2 protein-coding genes and 1 tRNA gene are annotated in these 6,644 nt (G+C 64.8%); 2 read left to right on the forward strand and 1 reads right to left on the reverse strand.

What is annotated here, in order from left to right; genetic code table 11:
- Positions 1-92: 92 nt before the first annotated feature.
- On the reverse strand, positions 93-5,297 hold the full coding sequence (locus Q7U29_RS20800) for an alpha-2-macroglobulin (RefSeq protein WP_304744418.1): 5,205 nt from the start codon (positions 5,295-5,297) through the stop codon (positions 93-95).
- Positions 5,298-5,587: 290 nt separating this feature from the next.
- On the opposite strand from Q7U29_RS20800, the gene Q7U29_RS20805 reads away from it, so the two are divergent.
- Together Q7U29_RS20805 and Q7U29_RS20810 are read left to right on the forward strand one after the other, a co-directional pair.
- Positions 5,588-5,664: transfer RNA gene (locus Q7U29_RS20805), tRNA-Arg, on the forward strand.
- A 252-nt stretch (positions 5,665-5,916) separates the two neighbouring features.
- A partial coding sequence (locus tag Q7U29_RS20810) for a hypothetical protein (RefSeq protein WP_304744419.1) occupies positions 5,917-6,644 on the forward strand: 728 nt, incomplete at its 3' end.

Raw genomic sequence — 6,644 nt, forward strand, 5'->3', positions numbered from 1 at the left:
GCCATCCACGTCTTCCTTCTCCGGCTCAGCAAAAGCCGTGGATGGCCGGGTCAAGCCCGGCCATGACGACTTTCTGTTGTTGCCCGATGCACTCATTTCGCCGAACGCACCTCAACGGTGCCGGTGCCGGTGCGGCCGTAGCGCGAGGGATTGTACATGTCTTCGACGTAGGCCTGCGGCAGCACGTATTTGCCGGGGGATACCGCGCGCACGACATAGGCGACCGTGAACACCGCAGCATCGTCGCTGGCCCGGTCGATCGCCGCCGTGAAACGGTCGTCGCGGAACTCGGTATTTTCAGGCTCCTCGCCGTCTTCGATCCAGTCCAGCGTGCCGGTATCACCGGACGAAACCAGACGCGGATTGTCGATCTCGAGACCGGCCGGGAGATAATCCGACACCATGATGTGACCGTGTTCCGGCTTGGCCTCGGTGATCTTCAGCACCACGGCAAAGCGGTCGTTCTGCTTCGCCTTGGACACGTCAGCCGGTTTGCCGTCGAGCGTGAAGTAATTGCGCTCGATCTTGAAACCATTCGAGGCCGCGGGCTCCGGCGTCACCGGCGAACCGGAGACCGAGACCACCGCCTGGACCGGCGCATCGCCGGTGTTGGTGATCTTGATCGGCTGGCCCGCCATCTCCGTCGCCTTGTAGCTGCGATAAAGCGCGGTCTTGACCGAGGCGCCATTGACATCGAGCGTCAGCGTCTCCTTGGCGAGCGCGCGCGCCGCCAGCACCAGCCAGGCATTTTCCTGGGTCGAGGTGTAGGGCGTGAGACCGCGTGCCGCTTCGACACGCTGGACCGCCTGGGTCAGTGTCGCCCGCGGCGCATTGCCTTCGCTCGCCAGCGAGACCAGGGCTGCGGCATCGCGCAAGGCGCTGCCATAGTCGACCCGGCCGAACTCCAGCACCGGCTTCGGCGCCAGGCTTTCGGCGGCCGCGGCATAGACCCGCTCCGCCCTCCCCTTGTCGCCGACCAGCGCCAGCGCCGCCGCCAGCTGCGACTTGGCGATGGGCGTCGCCAGATTGCCGAGCTTGGTGTCGGCGAGGTAGCGCAAATCGCCGATCGGTGCCGCGCCGTTGCGGGCGAGCACGTAGAGGCCGTAGGCCAGATCGCGGCCGCCGTCCTTTTCCGGCTCGTTGGCGTTCACCACGGAGTTGCGGATGCGGTCGAGTGCGCTCTTGAACAGGACATCCGGCACCGAAAACCCTTTTTCGCGGGCGCGGGTCAGGAAGTCCGTGACGTAAGCGTCGAGCCAGGAATCGTCGCCGCCGGCCGACCACAGTCCGAACGAGCCGTTCGAGCCCTGCCGTGCCAGCAGCCGGTCGATCGCATCCCTGATGCGCTGGTCGACCGCGGTATCCATGGCGAGATGTGCGCCCGCCGCCAGATCGTTGACATAGAGCAGCGGCATGGCACGGCTGGTGATCTGCTCCGAACAGCCATGCGGATAACGGTCGAGCGCCTTCAGGATGGTCGCGGCGTCGAGCGCGGTGGACAGGCTGACCGACAGCGAGACGTCGCCGGTGCCCTGCACCAGATCCGAGAACATGTCCGACGTCAGCGTCAGGCTCTCGCCTTTCGCCAGCGTCCGGATCGAGCGGCGCGCCAGGATCTGCGTCGCCGCCTTGACGTCGAGCGCGTAATGTCGCGCCAGCGTCAGGCCGTTCGGCCCCTTGATGTCGACATCGAGCTTCGCAGTGCCGGCGCCGCCGGCATCGAGCGCCAGCGACATCGAGGCGCGTTGCTTGGCCGCGAGTTTGACCGTGGTCGTCGGATTGCCGGTCACCTTCACCGGGCCCGTGGTCTTGACGCTGACGGTGTAGTCGCCCGCAGCACCTTCGACATTGTCGAGATCGAAACTCATGGTGCCCTTGTCACCATTGAGCAGGAAGCGCGGCAAGGTCGCGGTCAGCACCACGGGGTCGCGCACCGTGACGTCGGTCGTGGCGCGGCCGAGTTTTGTGGAAGTCCAGGCCACCGCCATCACCCGCGCGGTGCCGGCGAATTCCGGAATGTCGAAATTAACTGACGCGGTGCCGTCGGCAGCGACCGTGACGATCCCGGAATACAGCGCCAGCGGCTTTTGCGTGGGCGGACTGCCCTGCAGCTCGGCGCCGGCGGAATCGCCGCCGGTCCTGATCTGGCCGCGCGTGCCATGCATGCCGTCGATCAGCTGTCCGTAGATGTCGCGGATTTCCGAGGTCATGCGGCGCTGCCCGAGATAGTAATCGTCAGGCGCCGGCGGCTTGTAGTTGGTCAGGTTGAGAATGCCGACGTCGACGGCGGCGACGACGATCTTGGCATCCTCGCCGGGACTGAGACCGCCGAGCCTGACCGGAATCTTCAGCGCGGTTCCGGGGCGCACCAAAGCCGGCGGCGCCAGCTCCACCGTGAGCGTGCGCGACTTCTTGTCGATACCGAACCATTTCAGGCCGATCGCCCGGCCGGGCATCCGCAAGGCGGCGGCATCGAGCGGGCGGCGCAAGGTTGCCACCACATAGGCGCCGGTACCCCAGTCCTTGCCGACGGGAATTCTGACCTGCGCGGTGCCTTCCTTGACGTTGATGGATTGCGTGGTCAGCAACCGGTCGCCGAGCACGTTGATGGTCAGCCGGCCGGCCGAGCGGGCATTGACCGACACCACCATGGTATCGCCGGCCAGATATTCCGGCTTGTCGATCGAGGTCTCCAGCAGGTCGGGCGTATCGGCGCTGCCTTCGGAATACCAGCCGACATCGAACTGCACCGAGGTCAGCGGACCGTCGGCCTCGGTCGATTTGACGTCGAGCCGGTAGCGGCCGGGCTGCGGCGACAACGTGATCCGGGACGGCTTGTCGGCGGCAACAGCGAGATCGCCATCGGCCACCCGCTTGGTCGATTTGACCGGCTCGTATTCCCAGGACGAGTTCTGCCGGTACCACTGATAGCGGGACTCGATCTTCAGCAACTCGTAGCGCAGGCCATCCCGCGCCAATTGCGTGCCCTCGGGGGCCACGAACACGACGTCGAAGCCTGCCTTGTCGCCTTCCGCGACGCTCTTGTCGGCGAATAGCGGTTTGACCCCGATCATGGCCGCCGCCGGCTGGACCGGCAGCACCAGCTTGCGTTCGACCGAACGGCCGCCCGCTTCCGCCATGCGGACGAAGATCTGGGCTTCCTGAGGCCGGGTCGACGATGGCGGTTTGGCCAGGCTGACCGGGAAGGTCGCGACGCCCTTGGCGTCGGCTTCCGGCAGGTTTTCCAGCGGGGTGCGTTCGTTGCTGGCGGTTTCTTCATCCGCGACGCCGAACTGGTAGCCGGCAAAGCCGGGCCGTCCCGAGGCCGGCGCCACCAGCATGTCGCCTTCGAGCTGCAGTCCCGAGGCCGGCGCGCCATAGAGGAACCGGCCATCGACCTTAAGTTCTACCGGAGCATCAGCTTTGATCTGCTTATCCTTGGCAGTTAACTCGAATTCGATCCGCTCGGGGATGTAATCCTCGACCATGAAGGTGGTTTCGCCAACCGATGAGGCCTTGGGATCGGTGAAGGCCCGCGCCCGCCAGGTCCCGGTCGGAACCGCGGAATTGAGGGTCAGCGCCAGACTTCGCCCGCCCGCGCCCTGGTCGGGCAGCACGGCGCGACGGAATTCGACACCGTCGGGGCGCTCGATCACCAGCGTCAGCGGCCCGCCCGCCACGGCATTGCCCTGGCCGTCACGCAGCAGCGCAGTGAGATAGACCGTCTCGCTGGAGCGATAGACACCGCGCTCGGAATAGACGAAGGCATCGGCGCCTGCCGGGACGGCCCGGCCGGACACGCCGCGATCCGAGAGGTCGAAGGCGTTGGATTTCAGGCTGAGGAAGGCATAGTCGGTCTTCTCGCCGGATACCGTCAGCATGGCCGGCGACAGCCCGCCCTCGCCGCGCGCCAGCCCCGCCTCGAACAGCACATGGCCGGAATCATCGGTCTTGCGGGTCGCCAGTATTTCGTTGTTGCGCGCCACCAGCCGCACCTCGGCCCTGGCCACCGCTTCCGTCGAGGCCAGCGAATTGACGAACACGTGGATGCCGTCATTGCCCGAGAAGGCCGTCAGGCCCAGGTCGGAAACGATGAACCACTGCGTCGCCAGCGAATTGTCGTTGTCGCTGCCGGGGCCTTTGGCTTCGGCGGTCATGACATAGACGCCCGGCTGCAACTCGCCGAGGGCCTGGTCGACCGGAAATGCCGTGGTGACGTCCTGATTGAGCGTGGTCGCGGTGGCGAGTTCGCCGGACCAGACCTTGACGCCGCGCTCGCCGCCCAGGTCGGAAAGCTCGTATTTGCTCAAGGCCTGCTGGAAGTCGCTGCTCAGCACCGTATTGATCAGGTTACGGTCGCCGATCCGGAACACGTTGACGGAAACCGCCGGGGTGTTGACGGTGACCAGGGGAATGCCGCGCTGGCCGGTGCGCGGCAGCACATAGGCGCGCCCGGTGAAGCGCACGAACGGCTTGCGGTCGCGCACATAGATGTTGAACTCGGCCGATTTGGGCAGGGTTTCCTTCACCGTGGACGGCAGCCCGGCGCGCAGATTGACGTTGTAGCGCTCGCCGTGCTTGAGGCCGTCGACGCACAGTTGCTTGCCTTCCGACGTCAGCGCCGGCTTGTCGCTGCCCGCCAGCGCCAGGAACGGCGCGAAGTCGACGCGCTTGGCGAGGTCCTCGGAGAACTGGAAACAGGCGCGCGGCGACGCCGAATCGGAATCCACGGTGTAATCGAGCAGCCGGAAGCCGTGCTGGTCGCGCAATTTCTCGTATTGGCCGCGCACTTCGGCGACCTCGCGCATGTCGAGCGACATCCGCAGGCTGTCCAGTGCCGGCCGCCACAGCTTGCGGTCCGACATCGCGCGGCCGAGCACAGCCAGCGCGTCCGCCTCTTCGCCGGCATTGCCGGCACGCTGGTAAGCGATGTAGGCGGCGGTCGAGGCGCGCTCCAGCAGGAAAGTGCCTTCGCTGGAGTTTTTCGGCCAGATCTGGAAGATGGCGCGGGAAAGCCGCAGCCAGTTGCCGCTGTCCTCGGGCGAGGTGGCCGCGATCTGCCCGAGGATCTGCAGGCCGGTGCGGAAATCGCTGCGCTTGAAGGCGGCGTCGGCATCGGTCTTCAGGGTCGCGCTGGATTTCGCCACCGCGCCGGCTTCGCTCTTGATCTGGGCCTCCAGCTTGACCGCCGAATCCTGGAGATCGTCGCGTTTGAAGGCCTTGTCCGCGGCCTGCGCCGTGACGAGCCCGAGCGCCAGCGTTGCGCAAAGTACTGCGGCGCGAATCAAACCAATCATGATGGATCTCCCTGGGACGCGGACAGGCGCCGCGTTTCGATCAGAAGTGCGCGAAAAGGTGACGGACTCGTGGCCCCCGAAGCAGGTAGCGAAAAAGTCGCGTGCAGCATATGACGAAGCGAGCTCCTGGGTGTCACCCGGCAGCCGGCTGCGGCCCGGCAATGCCTCGAGGGCGGACAAACGCAGCGGTCCACCGTTTCGGTTGGTCGTCCGGAAGCTGAAAATGGTTCGCAAAAGGGCTTGGCCGGACAGCGGATTTTTCATATTGGCAGTGCTATGAAGCCCCCAACGGTCCCATAGCTCAACTGGATAGAGTAACGGATTTCTACTCCGTGGGTTGCAGGTTCGAATCCTGCTGGGATCGCCAGTTACGTCTTGGTGTTTCGCCGCGCTGTTCGGCATGCCGACACCCTGCTCTCGATTCGCGAACAGCCCTTCGCTGCCCGCGCCGCCAGCCTAAATTAACCATGCGGATTTCAGCGACCATCAAGAATGTCGCTTCGCCGCATTGTTCGGATGGCCCCGAGCCGAATTCGCAAAAAATGGAACGCGACGCCGGCGACATAGGCAAGTCATGAAAGTTCATGCTAGATTTTGATGAGTTTTGGGGTGCCACGGCATGACGCAGGAGACGGGGCTCGGCTCCAGGCAGGACAAGAAGGCCATCGCCAGCGCGATCCAGCGCCATCTGGACGCCAACGGTCTGGCCCGCAAGGACCTGATCCGCGAACATCTGTCGAAATCATCGATCGAAAAACTGTTTCAGGGTGACTTCACCGAGCGCACCCTGAACAAGGTCGAGGGCATTCTCAAGACCAGTTTTCAAAGGCAGGCGCGAGTCAAGGACGACACCGCCGCCAAGTCCGTCGGCGGCTATGTCTTCGATGCCGTCGAATATCTGCAGGGCGACTATCTCTGCGTCCGACCGATGTTCGCCAACCCCGCCAACTTCAATGCCTACCTGATCTCGATCGCGTGGAGCGACGCGCAAAAGTGCCTGGTGTTCGAGGAGAAATCGCGCTTCGACGGCAAGTACCGGCAGGTCGGCACGGTCTATATCCCGTTCGGCACCGCGTTCATGAATCTCGTGAGCTCCAGCGCTGGGAACGTACGAACCGTTCTGCTGTCGCTGCCCGATACCGAAGACATGATGCGCGGCATCATCTCGACGCTCAGCAATCCCAAGGGCTCGATCTACATTCCCGTCGCAGCCCCCATCGTGCTGCGCAAATTGCGCGCGGGCGAAGAGCCGGAGCTTGGCGTGATCGCGCGGGATAACCGCCGCTACGGCGAATATCAGTCGTGGCTGGCGACCGTGCTGACCGAGGAGTTCGGGATCTTTGCGGT

This window comes from Bradyrhizobium sp. (assembly GCF_030654605.1).
Lineage (GTDB): Bacteria > Pseudomonadota > Alphaproteobacteria > Rhizobiales > Xanthobacteraceae > Bradyrhizobium.

Excerpts from the sequence above, each read along its gene's own strand:
- Q7U29_RS20800 (WP_304744418.1), bottom strand. The coding sequence starts at position 5,297 with ATGATTGGTTTGATTCGCGCCGCAGTACTTTGCGCAACGCTGGCGCTC.